20 protein-coding genes are annotated in these 20,501 nt (G+C 42.3%); 7 read left to right on the top strand and 13 right to left on the bottom strand.

What is annotated here, in order from left to right; translation table 11 throughout:
• Positions 1 to 17 precede the first annotated feature (17 nt).
• The 4 genes from FTU38_RS01955 to lptF all read right to left on the bottom strand — a co-directional run bounded on the left by FTU38_RS01955 (position 18) and on the right by lptF (position 5,053).
• Positions 18 to 1,193 carry a S41 family peptidase gene (locus tag FTU38_RS01955; RefSeq protein WP_180110453.1) on the bottom strand — a complete coding sequence of 392 codons (1,176 nt, stop codon included), beginning with the start codon at positions 1,191 to 1,193 and terminating at the stop codon, positions 18 to 20.
• 17 nt (positions 1,194 to 1,210) lie between these two features.
• On the bottom strand, positions 1,211 to 2,758 hold the full coding sequence (gene gpmI / locus FTU38_RS01950; protein WP_180084517.1) for a 2,3-bisphosphoglycerate-independent phosphoglycerate mutase: 1,548 nt from the start codon (positions 2,756 to 2,758) through the stop codon (positions 1,211 to 1,213).
• A gap of 122 nt (positions 2,759 to 2,880) precedes the next feature.
• Positions 2,881 to 3,951 carry an LPS export ABC transporter permease LptG gene (gene lptG / locus FTU38_RS01945; protein ID WP_180010687.1) on the bottom strand — a complete coding sequence of 357 codons (1,071 nt, stop codon included), beginning with the start codon at positions 3,949 to 3,951 and terminating at the stop codon, positions 2,881 to 2,883.
• A 1-nt stretch (position 3,952) separates the two neighbouring features.
• Positions 3,953 to 5,053, bottom strand: a complete 1,101-nt coding sequence (gene lptF, locus FTU38_RS01940; RefSeq protein ID WP_180110452.1) for an LPS export ABC transporter permease LptF — start codon at positions 5,051 to 5,053, stop codon at positions 3,953 to 3,955.
• 159 nt (positions 5,054 to 5,212) lie between these two features.
• Here lptF and FTU38_RS01935 point away from each other — a divergent pair, with 159 nt between their 5' ends.
• The 4 genes from FTU38_RS01935 (at position 5,213) to FTU38_RS01920 (ending at position 8,100) form a co-directional block, all read left to right on the top strand.
• Positions 5,213 to 6,661 carry a leucyl aminopeptidase gene (locus FTU38_RS01935; protein ID WP_180110451.1) on the top strand — a complete coding sequence of 483 codons (1,449 nt, stop codon included), beginning with the start codon at positions 5,213 to 5,215 and terminating at the stop codon, positions 6,659 to 6,661.
• Positions 6,654 to 7,061 (top strand): DNA polymerase III subunit chi, encoded by a 408-nt coding sequence (locus tag FTU38_RS01930; protein WP_078192594.1) that lies wholly within the window; start codon positions 6,654 to 6,656, stop codon positions 7,059 to 7,061. The genes FTU38_RS01935 and FTU38_RS01930 overlap by 8 nt, the downstream gene beginning before the upstream one ends.
• Positions 7,062 to 7,100: 39 nt before the next feature.
• Positions 7,101 to 7,739 carry a hypothetical protein gene (locus tag FTU38_RS01925; protein WP_078189458.1) on the top strand — a complete coding sequence of 213 codons (639 nt, stop codon included), beginning with the start codon at positions 7,101 to 7,103 and terminating at the stop codon, positions 7,737 to 7,739.
• Between the two features lie 142 nt (positions 7,740 to 7,881).
• On the top strand, positions 7,882 to 8,100 hold the full coding sequence (locus tag FTU38_RS01920) for a hypothetical protein (RefSeq protein ID WP_180035948.1): 219 nt from the start codon (positions 7,882 to 7,884) through the stop codon (positions 8,098 to 8,100).
• A gap of 62 nt (positions 8,101 to 8,162) precedes the next feature.
• Here FTU38_RS01920 and FTU38_RS01915 read toward each other — a convergent pair whose 3' ends face one another.
• From FTU38_RS01915 to glnK, 7 genes are all read right to left on the bottom strand, one after another.
• A complete protein-coding gene (locus FTU38_RS01915) occupies positions 8,163 to 8,708 on the bottom strand; it encodes a VTT domain-containing protein (RefSeq protein ID WP_078189460.1) in 546 nt (181 codons plus the stop codon).
• Positions 8,709 to 8,820: 112 nt separating this feature from the next.
• Entirely contained in the window at positions 8,821 to 9,480 is a 660-nt protein-coding gene (locus FTU38_RS01910) for a riboflavin synthase (RefSeq protein ID WP_180110450.1), read from the bottom strand.
• 33 nt (positions 9,481 to 9,513) lie between these two features.
• Positions 9,514 to 10,806 carry a DNA adenine methylase gene (locus FTU38_RS01905; protein ID WP_078189462.1) on the bottom strand — a complete coding sequence of 431 codons (1,293 nt, stop codon included), beginning with the start codon at positions 10,804 to 10,806 and terminating at the stop codon, positions 9,514 to 9,516.
• Positions 10,803 to 11,906: a bifunctional diaminohydroxyphosphoribosylaminopyrimidine deaminase/5-amino-6-(5-phosphoribosylamino)uracil reductase RibD gene (gene ribD / locus FTU38_RS01900; RefSeq protein WP_180110449.1), complete on the bottom strand. Its 1,104-nt coding sequence runs from the start codon at positions 11,904 to 11,906 to the stop codon at positions 10,803 to 10,805. The genes FTU38_RS01905 and ribD overlap by 4 nt, the downstream gene beginning before the upstream one ends.
• A gap of 36 nt (positions 11,907 to 11,942) precedes the next feature.
• A complete protein-coding gene (nrdR, locus tag FTU38_RS01895; protein ID WP_067763170.1) occupies positions 11,943 to 12,401 on the bottom strand; it encodes a transcriptional regulator NrdR in 459 nt (152 codons plus the stop codon).
• Positions 12,402 to 12,539: 138 nt separating this feature from the next.
• The gene (locus tag FTU38_RS01890; RefSeq protein WP_180022078.1) at positions 12,540 to 13,946 is read right to left on the bottom strand and encodes an ammonium transporter; all 1,407 of its coding nucleotides are present in this window, start codon (positions 13,944 to 13,946) and stop codon (positions 12,540 to 12,542) included.
• Positions 13,947 to 14,007: 61 nt separating this feature from the next.
• Positions 14,008 to 14,346 (bottom strand): P-II family nitrogen regulator, encoded by a 339-nt coding sequence (gene glnK / locus FTU38_RS01885; protein WP_067763174.1) that lies wholly within the window; start codon positions 14,344 to 14,346, stop codon positions 14,008 to 14,010.
• Positions 14,347 to 14,624: 278 nt separating this feature from the next.
• On the opposite strand from glnK, the gene FTU38_RS01880 reads away from it, so the two are divergent.
• Both FTU38_RS01880 and FTU38_RS01875 read left to right on the top strand, forming a co-directional pair.
• The gene (locus FTU38_RS01880; protein WP_168378234.1) at positions 14,625 to 14,852 is read left to right on the top strand and encodes an accessory factor UbiK family protein; all 228 of its coding nucleotides are present in this window, start codon (positions 14,625 to 14,627) and stop codon (positions 14,850 to 14,852) included.
• A gap of 66 nt (positions 14,853 to 14,918) precedes the next feature.
• Positions 14,919 to 16,409: a YifB family Mg chelatase-like AAA ATPase gene (locus tag FTU38_RS01875; protein ID WP_180110448.1), complete on the top strand. Its 1,491-nt coding sequence runs from the start codon at positions 14,919 to 14,921 to the stop codon at positions 16,407 to 16,409.
• Between the two features lie 43 nt (positions 16,410 to 16,452).
• Here FTU38_RS01875 and FTU38_RS01870 read toward each other — a convergent pair whose 3' ends face one another.
• Together FTU38_RS01870 and FTU38_RS01865 are read right to left on the bottom strand one after the other, a co-directional pair.
• Positions 16,453 to 17,190, bottom strand: coding sequence for a TorF family putative porin (locus tag FTU38_RS01870; RefSeq protein ID WP_180008086.1), 738 nt, complete (start codon positions 17,188 to 17,190; stop codon positions 16,453 to 16,455).
• A 396-nt stretch (positions 17,191 to 17,586) separates the two neighbouring features.
• Entirely contained in the window at positions 17,587 to 18,363 is a 777-nt protein-coding gene (locus FTU38_RS01865) for a TorF family putative porin (protein WP_180005202.1), read from the bottom strand.
• A gap of 706 nt (positions 18,364 to 19,069) precedes the next feature.
• Between FTU38_RS01865 and FTU38_RS01860 the strand changes: the two genes are divergently transcribed.
• Entirely contained in the window at positions 19,070 to 20,410 is a 1,341-nt protein-coding gene (locus FTU38_RS01860; protein WP_180005203.1) for an OprD family outer membrane porin, read from the top strand.
• Positions 20,411 to 20,501 lie beyond the last annotated feature (91 nt).

Genomic DNA, 20,501 nt, shown 5'->3' with positions numbered 1-20,501 from the left:
TTCCAACGTATTGCTGTTTATTTTTGATTCAGCAATAACTCTGCAACATGATCGACATAGTGATCTTCACGCGCATCATGTTGCAGCGGATAGTTATAGTCTGGCTGCACCCCAATTCCTTCAATCATTTTGCCATTCGGGGTCAGATATTGCGACACAGTCATTTGTAAAGCCGCACCATTACTCAATGGAAATAGTTTTTGAACCACACCTTTACCATAACTTTTCTCACCCGCTACCCATGCACGTTTATGCTCTTTTAAGGCTGCGGTAAAGACCTCTGCGGCAGAAGCAGAACGATTGTTGATTAAGATGCCGACTTTCATATTTTGAAATTCAAAACTTGGTAAAGCCTGAAATTGTTGGTCACCCTCAGATCGACTTCGTGTCGACACAATAATGCCCTGATTCAAAAATAAATCGGCAGACTCGACAGCTGCGGACAATAACCCACCGGGGTTATTTCTTAAATCAAACAATACGGCTTTGACACGTGAACCATGGCTTTCAATTAAACGCTTTATTTCATTGGCAGTATCTTGTTGAAAAACTTTAACGTGTAATACTAAAACCTGATTATTTAATAATTTAGATTCTATATCTGTTTCAACTTTAGTGTTTCTGACCAAATTGATCGGTTGACTTGCAGTTATCAGCTGTAGATTCAGCGTCGAGCCTATACTGCCGGTGAGCAGGTGTCGCACTTGATCTTGATTAAGTTTTTTGAGTTCTTGATCATCAATTTTAAACACCGCCGCGCCATTTTTCAGACCTAGCTTTGCTGAGTCGGCATCAGGCTTTAAATTGGTGATGACCCATTGCTGTAGACCTGCATCAAAGCGCAAATTGAAATCGACACTCGCAATATCCCCTTCGGTATATTGCAAAAGCTGCTTATAGTCTTCAGATGAAAGATATCGTGAATAGCGGTCTAAACCACTGACCATGCCTTTGATGGCTTGTTGGAATAATGCATCGTCATTTTTTTCAACGACATAATTTTCTTTGACAATACCATAGATTTGAACAAATTGTTGGATTGATTCGACAGGTACTTCGGCATAACTTTGTTCATAGCTGCCATCAAATTCATCGAAAGCCGACTTTGCATTATCGGCTCCCCATGTCGAATGACTAGAACACAGCAGCAAGGCTGTAAGACTTACAACTGACGTCCAGTGTGCTTTAGTCATTCATGCTTCCTTACATTTTAAGCTTCAAGAGTAATCAAGTTACGACCTTGCATTTCTGTTGGTACAGGAATGTGCATAAGCGTTAAAAGTGTCGGCGCTACGTCAGCCAAAACACCACCTTCTGCAATTGTTGCATTGGTCGGGCCAACATAGATAAACGGCACAAGTTCAGTGGTATGTTGAGTATGCACCTGACCACTTTGGTAATCTTGCATTTGCTCTACGTTACCATGATCGGCGGTCACTAACATGTGACCTTTATTTGCCATCACAGCTTCATATACACGACCTAAGCACGTGTCTACGGCCTCAACTGCTTTGACTGCTGCATCAAACACACCAGTATGACCAACCATATCACCATTGGCATAGTTCACCACGAGTAAGTCGTACTCACCTGAGTTAATTGCGGCAACCAACTCATCAGTGACTTCATAAGCACTCATTTCTGGTTTTAAGTCATAAGTCGCAACGTTTGGTGATGGAATTAAAATACGTTTTTCACCCGGATATTCATCTTCACGACCACCACTGAAGAAGAAGGTCACGTGTGCATATTTTTCAGTTTCAGCAATACGAAGTTGTGTTTTACCCAAATTAGACAGGTATTCACCAATCGAGTTATGCAACGCTTCTGGCATATAAGCCACAGGTGCATCAATTGTTGCTTGGTAACGTGTCAACATGACAAATTTTGATAAAGCAGGAACCACTTTACGTTCAAAACCTGCAAAATCTTTTTCCACAAAAGCTTTGGTAATTTCACGCGCACGGTCAGCACGGAAGTTCATAAAGACAACGCTATCACCATCTTGGATCGGTGCTAAATCACCAATACGCGTCGCTTTCACAAATTCATCTGATTCTTCAGCAGCATAAGCCTGCTCTAGACCTTCAACAGCAGTCGCTGCAGTGCGCACTGCTTCACCTTCAGTTAATAGGCGATAGGCTTGCTCAACACGATCCCAACGGTTGTCACGGTCCATCGCAAAGTAACGACCAATCATGGTAGCAATACGACCTTGACCCGGATACTGAGCAAACAGCGCATCTAATTTTTCAAGCGAAGGTTGTGCGCTTTTTGGTGGCGTATCACGACCATCAAGGAATGCATGAAGATAAACTTTTGCACCGCGTTTTAATGCCAATTCAGCCATCGCCACAATGTGATCTTCATGTGAATGCACACCACCTTCAGACAACAAGCCCATGATATGTACAGCACGGTTTGCAGCTTTGGCTTTTTCAACCGCATCGACTAATACGTCATGTTCAAAGAAGGCACCGGTACGAATATCTTTGGTAATACGAGTAAAGTCTTGATACAGCACACGTCCTGCACCAAGGTTCATGTGACCCACTTCAGAGTTACCCATTTGACCATCAGGTAAACCAACGTCTTCGCCAGAGCCTGAAATCAATCCATGCGGATGCTTTTCCTGCATTGCAGTCAAGTTAGGTCGTTTTGCTGCTAAAAAGGCATTGTCCTCGACCGCTTCGCGATGACCCACACCATCCATAATTACCAATACGTGTGGGATTTTGCCAGCAGTTGCATCCGTCATAATGAACACTCTTTCGTTTATAAATTAATCATACTATCTTACCGAATTTTCGGTGAAGACTCTATGTGACAACCATGGTTTATCTAGGTCATCAACATTGTTTTACTCAATCTTGCATGCACTTAACGTGCGCGGTGCAGCAGATAGCCACCCGCTACAAACATCAAAATAATTGGTATAAAGACGAACCATGCAGGCGATGGAGCGTACACCAAACTTGCATAACCCAAGAAATCTTGTAAGTAGTAAAAGCCCAGTCCAGCAAATAAGGCAATCACCAAGCGGAAACCCATCGACTGTTGACGTAAAGGTCCAAAAATAAATGAACACGCAATCACCACTAAGGCAATTAAAGCAAAGGGCGAACCAAACTTTTGCCAAAACGCCAATTGGTAGGTCTTCGGGACTTGGCTATATTCATGCATATAGCTCATAAAGCTCACCAATTGACTTGGTGATAAATCTTCAGGGTCAATGGTAACCATATGCACATATTTGGGTTGCAAGGCCAATGAAAGCGGTTGTTCAGCATTTTGCTTCGCTACAGCATCACCCGTCGCTAATAGATCCACTTGGGTTGAATTTTGCAGCGACCAAGAACCATTTTTGACAAAATTCCCTTGCTCAGCATCCAAAGTGCCTCGCAAACGATATTTTTGATCAAAATCAATAACCTGAACATCTTTAATTTGACCTTGTGAATTGGCATAGTCAATATAAATAAAGCGTTGGCCTTCACGTGACCAATAGCCTTTGACTTCGCCCAGTTCAGCCGCAGTGCGGTGACTTTTGACGCTTTTGGCTTGTTCATTTGTATAGGGAATGACCCATTCGCTTAATGCAAAGGATAAAACCACCAAAATGAGTGCTGAACGAATCACCCAGCCCACAATCCGCCAAAGGCTGATGCCGACCGAACGCATCACAATCAATTCACTGTTTGAAGCTAGAGTCCCTAAACCCAATACCGCGCCAATCAAGGCTGAAATCGGTAAAATTTCATATAAATAATTCGGTGAACTCCATAACACATACTGCAAAGCATTCCATGCGTTATAACCTTCTTTCAGCGAGCCCAATTCACCTAAATAAGTAAAAAGCACTTGTAAGCCAGCCAATACCGCGGTCGCACCAAGCATGGCTAAAGCAGTAGTTTTGGTCACATGTTTTGCAACTATACGACGTGCCAACATTTTAAGACCTCACTCGCTGAATTTGTTTCTTAATTTTGGGCGCTAATTTTTGTTTACGCGAGAACAATGCTGCTGCAATGCCGTAAATCACTAAGACCAGTGGATAAGCCCAGATGCCCATTTCATCTTTACTGATCCGCGTTTTGATCGCCATTAAGGCTACGATTAAACTGGCAAAAATAAGTAAGGCTGGGAACAGTTTCAGGTAACGCCCTTGACGAGGACTCACTTCAGACAAAGCGGTAGCGAGTAATAACGCCACCAAAATAGCGAACGGCACAAACATCCGCCAACCGAGTTCGCTGGCAACCACAGGATCGTTACGGTTATCCCATAACTTCGAGGTAGGTAAAGCTTCTACTTCGGTACTTTCAAATTTTGCTTCTTTATCATTTTCTAAACGTAAACGATAACTTTGGAATTCAGCTTGAGAATAACGCGGTTGTCCCGGATAGATTTCGTAACGGCGACCTTCAACTAAATCAACGACATTGGCATTATCATTGGGCACTTCGACGCGGGTCGCTTCTTTTGCCAAAATAATGACATCAGGCTTACCCTCCTTTTCTGCACGCTGATAGAAGAAAATATCTTTTAAGTTTTTACGGTCTTCTGACAAGTCCCCTGCATAAATGGTATAGGGCCCAGAGGAAATAAACTCTTTTGGTCGAACCAAGTCAAAGCCTGTTCGTACCGCTTGTGAAGTCGTTAATGCTTCAAACTGACGGATGCCCCAAGGCGAAGCCCACAGCATCAAAAATGCTTGAACAGCCATAAAGACCACAGTCATCGGCACCAATAAACGTGACAATTGATTTCGACTGACACCACTACCATTGAGCACAGCCATTTCATGATCGACATACAGACGACCAAAGACCAACATCAGACCAATAAAGAAACCGAGCGGAAGAATTAAGGTTAAAAACTCAGGCAAACGGTAGCCAATGATGCTAAATAAAATACTTGCATCTAAACGACCCTGCGCCGCCACACCAAAGTACTTGATCAAACGACCACCCATCATGATCAAGGTCAATAAGGCAATCACAACCAGTGATGTCGACACCACTTGCTTGACCAGATAACGCCGAATAATCAAATTAATTCTTCCAAAAATAGGGCCAATAAAAACTAGCGTTAGTTTACCCGAATGTAGAAAATATAAAACCTATACCCTTGTTGCTCATTGAAACTCTATTCATATAAATGTTTCAATGGTTTAATGGTTTATAAATTTAAAAAGGCATAAATACCGCACATGAAACTTTCTATTAATACGTCATTCCAAGCGAATGCGTCCAGCCAATATTTGTTGATATTAGTAGATTCTGAGCACGTTACAAATGCAGCTACTTCATATCAAATCAATGATTTAGATAATTTAATTGACGCGACTCAATTTAAAGCAGCACTCAATGAAAGCCTGCCTTTGGTGGCGAACATTGCCGCTTGTCGCAATAGCGCACTTTTAGGTCTCGGCAAAGTTGCTGAATTACAGGTCAATAAATTTGCAAAAATTGCACAAACCATTATTAAAGCGTCACAAAAAAAATTCAAACAGATCAGTGTCGATATCTCTGCTCTACCACAAGAACAACATTATTTATTTGCACTTAGCCTGACCCAAGCGGCTTATGCATTTGATGAATACAAGTCTAAGAAAAATGAATTCGTTTTAGAGCAGATCCATTTAATCGCTGCTGAAAGCCCATTAACCACTGCACAGCTTGAATTAATTTCTGCAGTGCAATCAGGTCAAAGCTTTACCCGTGACCTAGGTAACCGTCCGGGCAATATCTGTTTCCCTGAATATTTAGCCGAACAAGCTCAAGCACTTGCAGCTGAATTCCCAGATCAACTCAAAGTGACTGTACTCGATGAACAGCAAATGGCTGATCTCGGTATGGGTGCTTTCCTTGCTGTGAGCAAAGGTTCTGACCGTCCAGGCCGTATTATTACCATCGAATACCTTTCAAATCGTGAAGAAGCCCCTGTAGTGCTTGTTGGTAAAGGCGTGACTTTTGATACGGGTGGTATCTCACTTAAGCCGGGTGCGGGCATGGACGAAATGAAATTCGACATGTGCGGCTCTGCATCAGTTTTGGGTACCATCCGTGCGCTGTGTGAAGCGAAATTACCGATTCATGTGGTCGGCGCAATTGCTGCTGCAGAAAACATGCCGTCTGGTCATGCCACTCGCCCGGGTGACATCGTAACCACCATGAGCGGTCAAACCGTTGAAATTTTAAATACCGATGCCGAAGGTCGTTTGGTTCTGTGCGATACCTTGACCTATGTAAAACGCTTTAACCCTGCACTGGTGATTGATATCGCAACACTCACAGGTGCATGTGTCGTGGCACTGGGTTCAGTCCTTACTGGTATGTTCACCCCTGATGATGAACTTGCGGCTGAATTGACTGCTGCGGGTCAACACAGCTTTGACCGCGTATGGCGTATGCCAGTGATTGAAGATTATCAAGAACAACTTGATTCTCCATTTGCAGATATTGCCAACATTGGTGGTCCAAAAGCAGGTTCTGTAACAGCTGCTTGTTTCCTTCAACGCTTTACGCGTGAATATCGTTGGGCGCATTTAGACATTGCTGGGACTGCATGGAACTCTGGTGCAAATAAAGGCGCAACAGGTCGTCCTGTACCATTATTAATGCAATTCTTAGCGAATCGTGCTCAAGCGAATGGCTAAAGTTAGCTTTTATTTATTTGAAAAAAGTCCTGAACGACAAGTCGAAAGCACTTGTCGTTTATGCCGTAAGATCCTGCGTCAGCCTGTACGTATTTGGCTACATTGTGCTGACCCAGACTTACAGCAACAACTTGATGAACGCCTGTGGAGTTTCGATCACACAGGTTTCATTCCCCATGGTATCGATCAACCCGAGGCAACGGTCTGTATTTCTGCCCAATTGCCTGAGCAAGCCGACTGGATTGTGTTTAATTTTAACGATCAAGCACTTGAACAGTTCGCAAGTTTTAGTCACATTATCGAAATTATTGAAAATAACGAACCCGCTAAAATTATCGGGCGTGAAAAATATAAACAATATCGACGTTTGGGCGTTCAACCGCAGACCCATAAACTTTAACGTGATATTGGTTTTACCCTATTTGCAAGGAGGTGCACCATGGCATTGAATGTCGGTCCAGACTTTAAACAGCGCTGGTTAAAAGTACCTGAAGCTATTCGTCAGACCTTTATTGATGACCTTGGTCGCGTTTGCGATGTACTCAATCCAAGCACAGACATTCAACAATGGCTAGTCAATGACCAACAGCAACAGCAAGTGTCTTTTGACAAAATTGAATCTGCCTATGCAGATTTGAAAGCACAGCTGATAGAAGATGCTCGTATTCGCAAACAGTTGGCTTTAGAAAAAGCCTTAGAAGAAAAACGTGAAGCTGAACAGGCCTATGCAGAACAACTGAAACGTGACGAAGAGTTACGCTTTGCTGCACAAACGCAAGCGCTCACCATGATGCAGCATAATCTTGATCGTGAAGTACAACACTATGCCGCTCGCTATCATAAAAACCCTGAAACGGGTTTAGCGGGATTAAGCCAAAGCTTATCGGTTAGCGAAGGACAAATGTTGTCAGAACTTGAAAGTGTACGCGTGCGTTTGGAACTTGAGGCAGAAACGCAAATCGAAATGGCAGTCAGTGATTTCCGTGCAAAATTGAAAGCTGCAGCACAAGAAGAAATTGACTATATCTTAGAAAACTCCAATTTTTCGACAGAATCTACATCGTCCCAAGCATCTTAAGCCGTCCATCGAAATCTGGTCACTGTCATTAAACTGACATGTATTTGCAACATGATGTTCATATGGCTGAAGCATTGTCCCTCAAAACACAATGCTTCAGGCATCCTAAAGATATAATCATGCATCCAGATGGGAATTCAATATGGACATCATTCACCAGATTACCCAGAAAATATCCTCTCTATCTGCTGGAGAACAATGGGACATTCGTGCCAAAGATCTTTGGCTGAGTCATTCAGACTTTCATAGTATTTCGGTGTATCTCAGCCGTGAATCAGAAAAAGGTGGTTTTAGCATTCAGCAACTGCCCCGCAGCTCGATTTTTCAAACCCTTGATGTGGTGACCGTTACAAAACACTAAGTTGTCATCGACTCCATAAAAAAAGCCCACAACAGTGGGCTTTTTCTCAGTCTAAGTTTGGCTTAGACCAAATCTGCAACTGCAGAAACGGTATGTCCTAGGAAATAACCAATACCAAGTAATAATCCAATCCAGATGAAACCACCCAGCACGTTATAAAACATAAATGTACCGAGGCTCATGCGCGCAGACCCAGCGGCAAAAGGCGCAAAAGAACGTACAAAAGGTACAAAGCGTGCGACTAAAATCGTTTTACCGCCATGCTTCATAAAATATTTATTGGTTTTGACCATATATTCGGGCTTAAAGTAACGTGTGTGCTTATTAAAGTACTTAATGCCTAACACGCTGCCCGTATAGTAATTGACGCAGTAGCCCAAGACCGATGCGACAAATAACATCAGCCCCATGGTGTGTAAATGCACCACTTCCGTCGTTGAACATAATGCGCCGATGGCAAGCAACAGGCTGTCTCCCGGCAGGAAGAACATAAATACTGAACCCGTTTCTGAAAATATCACCAGAAATAAAATGGCATAAATCCACACACCATAATTTTCCAATAACATGGGTAACCACTGTTCCAGATTCAGTAAGAAATCAATCATTATCACCTGTCTGATTATTCATCATATATGTCATTCCGCGACGCATTATCACCAAAAATAAAAAAACAGTCTAATTTTTCAATCAGACTGTTTGGTTTTCTTCGGTATCAACTTATTTCAAGAAGCCATTTTCAGCTAAAAAATCTAAGCTAATTTTTGATTGCGCTGTGGTCTCAGCGGCTTTATCACCAAGCAATAAACGCTCAATATAGCGTGCTAAAACATCTACTTCTAAGTTCACTTTAGCCCCAGCCTTCCACGTGCCAATATTGGTTCGTTCAGCCGTATGCGGAATTAAATTTAAGCTCAGCACATTGCCACGTAAATGGTTAATTGTCAGACTAATACCATCTACGGTCACAGAGCCTTTTTCCGCTAAATAGCGTGCAATTTCTTTCGGTGCGGTCACTTCAAAATAAATAGAACGCGCATCTGAACGAACTTGAGTGATTTCACCCACGGCATCGACATGACCACTGACAATATGTCCACCAAAACGCGTAGTCGGCAACATGGCTTTTTCCACATTTACCGCCTGCCCTGCTTTCCAGTGTTCCAAGGTGGTTCGATTTAAACTTTCACGTGATACATCGGCTGCATACCAATTGCTGCCAAAGTCGATCACAGTTAAACAAATACCATTGGTGGCAATCGAGTCCCCCAATTGCACATCCGACATGTCTAAATCTGTCTGGATACGCAAGCGGACATCGCCACCCACGTTTTGAATGCTTTCAACCTTACCTAGACTTTCAATAATGCCTGTAAACATGTTCAATCCCTGAAAAATATGGGCCGATGATTTTTACCACAAATCAAGTTGCGTGCTCACGCCAGAGGTATCGACACCACCCAATTCTGCAAAATGGTGCAATTGACTCAACAACTGACGGATCGGTGGACCTGATTTGGCATGCGTATCCGTGATGACAATAAACTCTAGTACGCGTGCACGTTCAGACTGACGCTGCTTACTCACGCGGTAACGTGGTACATCTTGCGTCAATAAGCTTACTCGGCCACGTTTTAAATTGGCTTGTAACAAATCTGTGGCGCTGATATTACCATCGGTTGAATAGCTCGTCAGGATGTAACGTGCATTGATGGTTTCTAATAATTTTTCATAAGCTTCTTTCGCATGCTTCGAAGAATTATATGGACTTGGACGTTCTTTACGCCATGCACGGTCGATTCCGCTCTTAAAGCCTTTGGTATCTGGCGTTGGTAAATCCACCTGATCCCATAACGTTAAGGCATTCAACACATGGTAGTTACTGCTATAAGCATGTTGGTTATATGGTGGATCGAGATAAGCCACATCTACTTCAAAGCCGCTCATTTGATTGGCCAAATGCTGTGCGTCGACACACCACATTTCCGCGGCGGGTTTTTTCGGATCACCAATTTCACAAAAACGACTTGGGGTCAGCCATAACAATGAACCGATACGATCTAAGGCTGCTTGGGTTTTACCACCCCAACCATGATGAAAGCTTTTAAATACACCGCTGGTATTGCTGACAAAACTTGCTGAATACAATAACGGTGCCAACAAAGCACTCATTTCCACATCATCAATCGCGCCTTGAGCCTGCCAAGTTGCAATTTGCTGACGAATCGCATCGATACGCATACCATTACGACGTTTAAAGAATAAACGGTCACGTGCCGGATCGTAGATTTCATCATTACGTGGACACAAGTTATGGGTCACCCAACCTTTAACTTCTGGCAAACGGTTCAGATAATCAATCGCTTTCTGATAGCCACCCAACTCTTTAAAAGCAGGTGCTTCAACGCAAGAGAGAATCGCGCTGTTCAAGGCATGGCTGTAGGGTTCCCAGTCATTGGCAATAACACGATAGCCGTTTTGACGAGCCAACCGTGATACCACACCCGAACCTGCAAAAAAGTCTGCAAATATCGGCGCACGACCATCTTCGCGTTTTAAGGTTCCCGTTTGCTCAAGTGCTTCTAAAATCAGATGTAATAGGCGGCGTTTGTTTCCCAAATAAGGAACCAACTGATGGAAAAGATATTCGTCTGTGGTACGAGCCGCATGACGACGTTTGTGATAAACCGTAGACTCTGAATTCATAGCGTCTCTTGAGAAGGGATTAACCTTAAGCGAATGTCATCACCCAATTGAGTGACATCTTTCAGCTTAAATCGAAGCTGCTCTGCCATGCGGTCAAATTCCGCATTAAACATCGCACGTGCTGACTGACCCAACAAGGTCGGTGCAACATAACTGATCATTTCATCGATCAAATGTTCTTGTAAGAAAGCGGTCGAAAGTGTCGCACCGGCTTCCACAAGGACATCATAAATTTGGAACTGTTGAACGCATGCTGCTAACAGATCGGCCAAAGGCTGAATTTCAAATTGTACCACGCCCAAGTCAGCAAGTTCCTGACGATATGGCCCCATGACCATCACGGTTTCAGGTTGCTGCAATATTTTTGCGCTTAATGGCAAGCGGCCTTGGCGATCTAGCACGATACGTTTCGGCTGAACCACGCTTCGCATATCAACAGCATCATCGAGTTGACGTACGTTGAGTAAGCAATCATCTGCTAATACTGTTTCAATCCCAGTAATCACAGCACCTGATATCGCACGCCAATGCTGTACGTCTTGTCGCGCCATTGCACCGGTAATCCATTTAGACTCACCCGAGGCCATGGCAGTACGCCCATCCAGGCTCGATGCGACTTTGAGCCGGACATAAGGCATGCCCGTCGCCATGGCTTTTAAAAAGCCCAAGTTCAATTGATGCGCTTCTGCTTCACAAATACCTGTGATCACTTCAATGCCAGCATCACGTAGGATTTGTACACCTTTACCCGCAACCAATGGATTCGGATCGGGACATGCCACAACGACTTGAGCAACACCTGCTTCTACCAAACCTTTGGCACAAGGTGGCGTACGTCCATAGTGTGCGCAAGGCTCTAAAGTCACATAAGCGGTTGCGCCACGTGCGGCCTCACCTGCATCACGCATTGCAAAGACTTCGGCATGCGGCTGACCCGCTTTGGGATGAAAGCCTTCACCAACCAATTGACCGTCTTTGACAATTACACAGCCCACATTGGGATTGGGACGAGTGCTGTATTGCCCCTGCTGTGCCAATGCAATTGCACGCCGCATCCACTGTTGATGCTGCTGCAAAGGCACTTGATCTAACTCAGACATGTAATCACTCATGATAAAAATGGAAGCAGATGTGCATTAGTGCTCACGCTGCTGCATTTGTTCAATTTGACGACGAAAAGCTTCTACATCTTGGAAGTCTTGATACACAGAAGCAAAACGTACATAAGCCACATGATCTAAAGCAAACAAAGACTGCATGACAATTTCACCAATGGTGCGTGATTTCACGTCACGTTCACCCAAACGGCGAATTTGCAATTGAATATCACTGAGTACCGTTTCAATTTGCTCTTGCGTTACTGGACGCTTTTGCAAGGCATGCATGAGCGAGCGGCGGAGCTTGGCTTCATCAAAAGGTTCACTCTTTGAATCAGACTTGATGACACGCGGCATCACCACTTCATAGCTTTCAAAAGTTGTAAAACGTTCACCGCAACTAATACATTCACGGCGGCGGCGTATCTGACAGCCTTCAGCAGCAAGACGTGAGTCAATCACTTTACTGTCTTCAGCGTTGCAAAATGGACAATGCATAGCGGTTAAATTGAACAAATCCGAATGGATTTAGAGTGTAGCAAAAATTTTGAAATTTGTAGAGCTTTACGCTAGATATGGAAAAAAAACAGCCCTTTCGGGCTGTTTTACACAATATATTGATTTACTGTGATCTTATTATTCTACACGTTCGCCATGTTGACTTAAGTCTAGACCCATACGTTCGTCATCAGCTTCAACACGGATGCCAATCACCAGATCAATCACTTTCAAGATAATGAATGTCATCACTGCTGAGTAAGCAATAGTCGCTAGTACACCTTCGACTTGAACCCATAATTGATGCATTAAGTTGCTCGGTGCTTTATCACCCATGATGAATTCGCTGGCAAAGAATGCTGTAAGAATCGCACCGACGATACCACCGACACCATGTAGGCCAAACGCATCCAAAGAGTCATCCGCTTTCAACGCACGTTTCAGCGCAGTAATACCCCAGAAGCAAACTACACCACCGATCAGACCCATCGCTAAAGCGCCGCCAACGGTTACGAAACCTGCCGCAGGTGTAATCACCACAAGACCTGCTACCGCACCAGAAGCACCACCCAAGACAGACGCTTTACCACGAACTACTTTTTCAGTAATTAACCATGCCACTGCTGCTGCCGCTGCTGCAACTTGTGTTACTACCAATGCATAACCAGCGGAACCATTTGCACCCAGTGCAGAACCACCGTTGAAACCGAACCAACCAACCCATACAAGGCTTGCACCGATGACGGTTAACGTTAGATTATGTGGCGCCATTGATTCACGGCCAAGCCCCATACGTTTACCAAGCATGTACGCTGCAACAAGACCCGCAACACCTGAGTTGATGTGAACAACCGTACCACCCGCAAAATCAAGCGCACCGTCGTTACCTAACCAACCACCGCCCCATACCCAGTGGGTAATTGGTGCATAAACCACGACGCTCCAAATTGCGATGAACGCAACGAAAGCACCGAATTTCATACGTTCTGCAATCGAACCGCTAATAATGGCAACGGTAATGATGGCAAATGTCATTTGGAAAATAACAAAAAGAATCTCTGGAATCGTACCGGACAAGGCTTCTGTGGTGATACCCGACAACATAAATTTGTCTAAGCTACCGATAAAGGCATTACCCTCACCAAATGCTAAGGTATAACCCACAATCACCCACGTTAAGCTCACGACACCTGCCGCAACAAAACTGTGTGCCATGGTGCTGAGTACATTTTTCTTACGGACCATACCGCCGTAAAATAATGCTAAACCGGGAATTGTCATGAGTAAAACAAGTGCAGTGGACACTAAAATCCATGCTGTATCACCTGTATCGAGCTTAGGTTCTTCTTCTGTAGGTGCTGGTTCTGCAGGTGCTGGCGCTGCTTCAACTGGAACTGCAGCTTCTGTTGTATTTAGCGTTGTTGTATTTGCAGTATCAACTACTGTGACTTCTTCTGTAGGTGCTGTTGCGCTTTCTTCAGCCCACGCAACAGAACCACCTAAAAGTGCACTGGACAAGCCGAGTGCAATTAGCATTTTTTTCATTCGTATCCCCCGACCTGATTTTCTGAGTTATTAGCTACTCAGCAAACTTCATGCCAATTTTTTAAACGGCATCTGCACCTGTTTCACCAGTACGGATACGGATGACTTGTTCCAGATTGCTTACAAAAATTTTACCGTCGCCAATTTTTCCTGTGCTTGCAACACGAGTAATTGATTCAATTACGGTATCGACCATTTCATCACTGATTGCGATTTCGATTTTTACTTTTGGTAAGAAATCAACCACATATTCAGCACCACGATAAAGTTCAGTGTGACCTTTCTGGCGACCGAAGCCTTTAACTTCAGTGACAGTGATCCCTTGAACACCATTTTCAGAGAGTGCTTCACGCACGTCATCCAATTTAAAAGGTTTTACAATTGCAGTTACGAGCTTCATGTTTTGTTTTCCTTCGGCTTATTTCACCTGTAAGGTTTTATGTTCAATTTTCATGCCAATATGACTACAGTCGGGGGAAAATAGTCAGCCCAGCATGAGATTTCTTTATAACCTATTTTATACGGATAATCTTGCGTATGCTTATAAAAATAGACGTTTTTACTAGAAGAATTACGATTTTACTGATCGATTAAACGTATATTTAAATAAAAGCACTATGGTCATGAATGTCGCGATGTTAAACTGCTGCCACCAATTCACTGAGGATGATCACAACAATGATTGAAACCTTATTACAAGCGATATTAGAACAAATCGATCAACCGAAAAAAGACATCGAACATAACCTTCGCAGCTTACTTAACGAAGCTGTGAGCAAAATGGATCTTGTATCGAAAGAAGAAATCGAACGCCAACGTACTGCACTGAATAATGCCAATTTACGTTTAAATGAATTGTTGAAACACGTCGAAGAACTCGAACAAAAAATTCAGAACAAAAAATAAGCACCTTTTTAGTGCAACAAAAGACGCATAACGATTAAAAATAATGCACCATAACGGAACAATAATATGTCTTTTGCCAAAATCTATACTCGGGGTTTGCTCGGCTTAAATGCACCCCAAATTGAAGTTGAAGTTCATGTCAGCCAAGGTCTGCCTTCATTGACCATTGTGGGCCTACCTGAGGCCGCCGTCCGTGAAAGTAAAGACCGTGTCCGCTCTGCGATTATTAATAGTGGCTTTCAGTTCCCGACCAAACGCCTGACCATTAATCTTGCACCCGCAGATTTACCCAAAGATGGTTCTCGCTTAGATCTCGCCATTGCTTTAGGGATTCTGATCGCATCGGGACAACTTCCTGAAAATGCAGCAGATGGTTTTGAATTTATTGGAGAATTAGCGCTCGATGGTTATTTACGACCTGTCAGTGGCATCTTAAGTATAGCCATTGCCTGTCAGCATATCGGGCATCATCTGATTCTACCGGCACTCAATGCCGATGAAGCGGCGCAACTGCCGGAGTTCCAAGTCTTTCCTGCTCAGCATCTTAAGGATGTATGTGAACATTTGAGTCGTTCAGCCTTAATCAGCAGCCACCCCTCGACATCGTCAGCCAATCAACACAGTTACCCTTTTGATTTATCTGATGTGAAAGGTCAACTGAGACCACGTCGTGCTTTAGAAATTGCGGCGGCTGGCGGTCATTCCCTGCTATTTCGTGGCCCTCCAGGCACAGGTAAAACTGTACTCGCCTCGCGTTTAGCCAGCATTCTTCCGCCCTTAGATATGCAAGAAAATTTGCAAGTCGCGAGTATTTATTCCATTGCAGGTGCAAATCATCATTTTGGGCAGCGTCCATTTCGTGCGCCGCACCATACTGCATCTGCGATCGCCCTCGTCGGTGGAGGATCAAATCCTAAACCGGGTGAAATCACCTTGGCACATTTAGGGGTTTTATTTTTAGATGAACTTCCTGAATTTGATCGAAAGGTATTGGAGGTATTACGGCAACCACTCGAATCCAAAGAAATTGTGATTTCACGGGCTTCTCGTCAAATCACCTTCCCTGCGAATTTTCAATTGATCGCAGCAATGAATCCTTGCCCATGTGGCTATGCCTTTAACCAAGACAGCCGTTGTCAATGTAGTGCTGAAAGTATTAAACGCTATCAAAACCGTATGTCAGGTCCATTATTAGATCGTATTGATTTACATATAGATGTCCCGCCACTGGCAGCGCATGAATTACAAAGTTCGCAAGAGGTTGAAAGTTCAAGTACAGTTAGACATCGTGTCATTCAAGCTTATGAGTTACAAATAGAGCGTCAGCAAAAATCCAATATGGCGCTCACGCCGACGCAATTGGAGCAACAAGCGGTTTTGGATGCTACTGCGCAGAATATTTTACAGTTAGCACAGCAACGAATGAATTTATCTGCGCGTGCTTATCATCGCGTATTACGTGTTGCCAGAACCATTGCCGACTTAGCTCAAAGTGAACACATTCAAGCTCAGCACGTTTCTGAAGCACTGTCCTATCGAAGCCAGCTCAATACTTAAAAAAATGGCGACCCTAGGTCGCCATTTTTAATGCTTTTTAACATTAGAATTCGTATTTCAAACCAAATACGACTTTATTCTTTTGTTTTTCATCCGCACGGTCATAACCACCAACTGTGTAATTCATGCTTGCGGTAACACCTGTATCTGCTAAAGGCTTGCTTAGACCAATATCAAAGTGACGGAAACCAAAGCTTTCTGTTGTTCCTAAATTATCTTCAAAATCACCTGAATCTTGATATGCATATAAACCAAGCGCGGTATCTAGACTGAAGTCTTTAGGAAGTGCATAGCTATATGATGCTTTGATATAAGTATCACCTGCATTACCCCATGAAACATCTTCAAGCAAAGTTTGCGCTGTTAAGCCAAAATCTTTATAGCTTAGCCCAAGCATTGTTTCTAAACCGTTTGCATCACTTGTATCAATATCATAGTAATAGTAGTAAGTTAGGCCTGCTGTGTAACCAAGATCATCATTAATTGAACCGTTATAGCCCGCATAAAAATCATTTTCAAAACCATTCGGTAGGTCATCACCATAGTTTAATGTTGAACCCCACCAACCTGCATAGAAGCCTGATGCATGGCTATAATCCAAACCACCTTGGATTGTCGCATCTTTATTTTCAGGCACATTGGTAATACCACGTAAATTATAGCTAGACAGTACGCCGATATTTCCAGATACAGAATGCTCTGAAGCAGGTGCTTCAGCAAATGTAAACGTCGATGCTGCTCCAAGTACAGCGATTGATAAAGCTTTAAGTGCAAATTTCATGGTTTGTTCCCCCACATCGTGCGACGACGTATTTTTTGGTTATTTCGTTGAACTCAATGAGGTATTAGCAAGCGCTGTGCCATGTTTAAAAATATACACATATTTTTTTTATAAAGGTCACGATTTTGGCTTTCATAAAACATACAAGATACTGTTTTTATTTGTTATTTTTTAATTACTCTATTTAACTATTTTTCTCTAAATTTTTTTTTAGAATGCAGATTGTCAACTATTCAGATTATTTAAATCCTTAGGTTGATAGTTGTAACAGGATTTTAAAAATGCGCTTTTTTGAGTATATTTTTTCAACACCGATCTCAAAAATGCATAAAAAAAGTGCACAATCACCATTGTGCACTTTCAAAAATATGACCGAATACGATCAACTCGTTAATGTTAGAAAGAATAGGTCAATCCAACCACAACGTTATCGTCTAATTCCTCGCCTTCACGATCTTTACCGCCCCATACATAGTCAGCAGCAATTTCAAATCCAGTATCTGCAATCGGTTTACTTAAGCCCAAACGTGCTTCAGTGAATACTACATCTTCTGTGGTTGTTAATAGGCTGTCATCACGACTGTCATTAAAAACAGAAACACCAAGCGATGAATTTAATGAAACATTATAAGGTAATGCATAGCTATAAGCAGCATTCAGATATACATCTCCTGCGTTGCCATAATTAACATCAGACAACAATACAGCCATGCCTACTGTTAAATCTTTATAACTAATGTCCTGAATAAATTCGACGCCTGTCGTGCGACGCTTTTCAGATCGGTCGTCATTATAAACTGAACCGCCACCTTGATAGACATAGGCCATCACTTGTGACTTATAGCTCCAATCTTCATTCAGTTCACGTCCATATCCAACATAGAAATCATGTTCAAAACCATGTGACTGACTGTCGTCCGTAGGGTCATAGTTGAGTGTAGAACCCCAATAGCCCGCGAACAGCCCACTGTTGTGTGCATATTCCAGTCCGGCTTGTAATGCAGCTTGATCATTTTCTTCACTCGCACGGTACACATATTTGTTTACCACGCCCAAACTTCCAGACCAATTCCCTTGTGCTGTTGTGACTTGTTCAGTTTGTTCTGCAAATGCAGGGGCTGTACCTAGGGTCACTAAAATACTTAAAATTGCTTTTTTATAAAATTGAATCATGTTTAGTCCCCACATCGGATCGATCGTGGATTGGGTTGAGTAAAATTTAGCGCCGATTTTAATCGATTTTACCGCCCTGTATAGCCCCTTTTTTCTTATTTTGATAAATTAAATCATTTAAAAACAAAGCTAAGATTATATAAAATAGTAAAAAATAAGCTTTTGATTCATAAAATATCTTTTATCGTGTTCAAGTCTTTAACAACAATTTAATGCATTCATTTATATATATTTATCACGATTAATATCATCTTTTTATTGAAATGTATTTTTAAGGAAAACATTTCTGACGACTTCGCTAAAAGTCATTCTCTATTTACAAAATACACCCCAACGGTGCTTACTGTGCCTGAACAGTGATGCCATGCACCTCAATCATTGTTATACTTTTTGATCAAAATACCAATTTAAATTCAGCACAAATTGTCGCGAAGAGTAATGAAAAATCAGCAAGTTAAATGAAATTTTTTATATTTTTTTATGATAAGCAATGAATAAACTTCTCTTTAGCTTAATATATATTCAATTTAAATAAACTATTTGTTAAACAACAATAACATACGAAACATTTGCTTATTACAGATTGACCGATGATCTGAATGTTTTCTAACTTTAGTGTAATAAGCGCATTAAAAATAGTGATTTTTTAAGAAAAAATATACAATCGCACTACATATTAACCAAATTTGCATGAGGCTCTCTCCCAATGCTTAAAGCTCAACAACTAACACTTGCAGTATTAGTAAACGCTGCTCTTATTTCTACTGCTTTTGCTAGCGAACAAAGCGAATCTAAAGGCTTTGTGGAAGATGCCGAAGGCTCTGTATTGTTCCGTACAGGTTATTTACATCGTGACAAAACAAATTATATCGAAAATGGTACCGGTGCAGAAAAACGTGTAACTGACACAAGCTCAACTGCTCAGTCTGCGATCGTAAAACTTGAATCTGGTTTTACTCAAGGTGTGGTTGGTTTTGGTGTAAACATTACTGGTGATGCTTCATTCAAATTAGGCAGTAATAATAATGCTGGCAATGGCATGATTCCTCGTGAAACTGGAATCAATGATAAAGGTGAATTACAAAAAGGCATCGGTGATACCTATGATCATTGGGCACGTGGTGGTGCCAGTGTAAAAGCACGTATATCAAATACAACTGTTGAATACGGCACCCAAGTTCTTGATATTCCAGTGCTTGCATCGAATACTGCACGTATGGTGCCTGAATATTTCACAGGTGTTTTAGCAACTAGCCATGAAATTGAAAACTTAGAAGTGATTGCTGGTAAATTCACTAAAAACCAATATTCAGACCAAATTAACTCTGATGGTCGTCATTTAGATAATGCGATCGTTTGGGGCGCAAAATACAAATTTAATGACCAACTCAATGCATCTTATTATGGCTTAGACAGTGAAGATGCTCTCGAACGTCACTACATCAATGCAAATTACACATTACCATTGGCTGAAAAGCGTTCTTTAACTTTAGATTTTAATGGTTATCACACTGAATGGGATAAAGAAGCAGGTACTTATTCAACATCTCCAAATGTAGACCCTGCTGACCGAAGCAATAACATTTGGTCGCTTGCTGGTACATTGAACCAAGGTGCTCACTCAGTCATGTTGGCTTACCAACAAAATACGGGCAACACTGGCTATGACTATGGTGAAAATGCTGACGGTGCTCAATCTATTTATGTCGCGAACTCTTATCTATCTGACTTTATCGGTAATCATGAAAAATCGGCACAAGTTCAATATAACTTAAACTTTACTGATTATGGTGTGCCAGGCTTGAACTGGACTTCTGCATTCGTTTATGGCTGGGATATTAAAGTCAACAATTCAGCAAAAGAAGGCCAAGAGCGCGAATTCTTTAACCAAGTGAAATATACTGTTCAATCTGGTTTTGCTAAGGACGCAAGCTTACGTGTACGTCATTCTTACTACCGCGCAAGTGATAACTACCAAGCTGGTAACTATATCGGTGATACAAACGAATGGCGTTTATTCTTAGACATCCCTGTGAAATTATTTTAATTTCGCAGCTACTCTAAGATAGCGAAAAAAAACCTGCACACTGTGCAGGTTTTTTTTATGAGCATCATTTTCATATAAAAGCGATGCTCAG

Source organism: Acinetobacter sp. YH12098, assembly GCF_013419235.1.
Taxonomy (GTDB): Bacteria; Pseudomonadota; Gammaproteobacteria; order Pseudomonadales; family Moraxellaceae; genus Acinetobacter; species Acinetobacter amyesii.
This window is presented reverse-complemented; position numbering and strand designations above follow the sequence as displayed.

Excerpts from the sequence above, each read along its gene's own strand:
- FTU38_RS01955 (WP_180110453.1), bottom strand. The coding sequence starts at position 1,193 with ATGACTAAAGCACACTGGACGTCAGTTGTAAGTCTTACAGCCTTGCTG.
- gpmI (WP_180084517.1), bottom strand. The coding sequence starts at position 2,758 with ATGACGGATGCAACTGCTGGCAAAATCCCACACGTATTGGTAATTATG.
- lptG (WP_180010687.1), bottom strand. The coding sequence starts at position 3,951 with ATGTTGGCACGTCGTATAGTTGCAAAACATGTGACCAAAACTACTGCT.
- FTU38_RS01935 (WP_180110451.1), top strand. The coding sequence starts at position 5,213 with ATGAAACTTTCTATTAATACGTCATTCCAAGCGAATGCGTCCAGCCAA.
- FTU38_RS01930 (WP_078192594.1), top strand. The coding sequence starts at position 6,654 with ATGGCTAAAGTTAGCTTTTATTTATTTGAAAAAAGTCCTGAACGACAA.
- FTU38_RS01925 (WP_078189458.1), top strand. The coding sequence starts at position 7,101 with ATGGCATTGAATGTCGGTCCAGACTTTAAACAGCGCTGGTTAAAAGTA.
- FTU38_RS01920 (WP_180035948.1), top strand. The coding sequence starts at position 7,882 with ATGGACATCATTCACCAGATTACCCAGAAAATATCCTCTCTATCTGCT.
- FTU38_RS01915 (WP_078189460.1), bottom strand. The coding sequence starts at position 8,708 with ATGATTGATTTCTTACTGAATCTGGAACAGTGGTTACCCATGTTATTG.
- FTU38_RS01910 (WP_180110450.1), bottom strand. The coding sequence starts at position 9,480 with ATGTTTACAGGCATTATTGAAAGTCTAGGTAAGGTTGAAAGCATTCAA.
- FTU38_RS01905 (WP_078189462.1), bottom strand. The coding sequence starts at position 10,806 with ATGAATTCAGAGTCTACGGTTTATCACAAACGTCGTCATGCGGCTCGT.
- ribD (WP_180110449.1), bottom strand. The coding sequence starts at position 11,906 with ATGTCTGAGTTAGATCAAGTGCCTTTGCAGCAGCATCAACAGTGGATG.
- nrdR (WP_067763170.1), bottom strand. The coding sequence starts at position 12,401 with ATGCATTGTCCATTTTGCAACGCTGAAGACAGTAAAGTGATTGACTCA.
- FTU38_RS01890 (WP_180022078.1), bottom strand. The coding sequence starts at position 13,946 with ATGAAAAAAATGCTAATTGCACTCGGCTTGTCCAGTGCACTTTTAGGT.
- glnK (WP_067763174.1), bottom strand. The coding sequence starts at position 14,346 with ATGAAGCTCGTAACTGCAATTGTAAAACCTTTTAAATTGGATGACGTG.
- FTU38_RS01880 (WP_168378234.1), top strand. The coding sequence starts at position 14,625 with ATGATTGAAACCTTATTACAAGCGATATTAGAACAAATCGATCAACCG.
- FTU38_RS01875 (WP_180110448.1), top strand. The coding sequence starts at position 14,919 with ATGTCTTTTGCCAAAATCTATACTCGGGGTTTGCTCGGCTTAAATGCA.
- FTU38_RS01870 (WP_180008086.1), bottom strand. The coding sequence starts at position 17,190 with ATGAAATTTGCACTTAAAGCTTTATCAATCGCTGTACTTGGAGCAGCA.
- FTU38_RS01865 (WP_180005202.1), bottom strand. The coding sequence starts at position 18,363 with ATGATTCAATTTTATAAAAAAGCAATTTTAAGTATTTTAGTGACCCTA.
- FTU38_RS01860 (WP_180005203.1), top strand. The coding sequence starts at position 19,070 with ATGCTTAAAGCTCAACAACTAACACTTGCAGTATTAGTAAACGCTGCT.